The sequence below is a fragment of the Corallococcus sp. AB049A genome (genome assembly GCF_003668885.1).
GTDB classification, from domain to species: Bacteria; Myxococcota; Myxococcia; order Myxococcales; family Myxococcaceae; genus Corallococcus; species Corallococcus interemptor.
On record NZ_RAWL01001421.1, the window covers coordinates 1 to 392 of the forward strand.

Annotated in this window: 1 protein-coding gene; it reads right to left on the bottom strand. The window is 52.3% G+C overall.

From position 1 onward, the window contains the following. Positions 1-198 precede the first annotated feature (198 nt). On the bottom strand, positions 199-392 hold a 194-nt coding region (locus tag D7X55_RS42420; protein ID WP_147470559.1), incomplete at its 5' end, for a dipeptidyl-peptidase 3 family protein.

Consider the following 392-nt stretch of genomic DNA (forward strand, 5'->3'; position numbering starts at 1 on the left):
GTACGCACCACTTGAATGTCATTTTGATAGTAGTGATGGTTTGCGGGGTCGAACAGCGTGAATGTGGACCGGGAAGAGGAACAGCCTTGAATTGGCGTGTGCAGCTACACTCCTCTCTCGTTCGACACGGATTTCCATTCATGTAAGATGTTGCTTGTCACGGGTCTCTGATATGGGCCCACAAACAACAGACGTCTTTCAGATGCCCCTTTCAATGAAGCTCTCAACCACACCCGCCGCCGTGAGTGGATACTCCTTCAAAAAGACCTCGTCCCCATCGACGAACGTATTCGGCTGCACGAAGATCTTGCGTGGCTGTTTCTTGCGAATCACGAGGTCTCGGAGCTCGCCATCCCATCCGTCGAACGGTGTCGTGAGACGGGTGTAGAAAT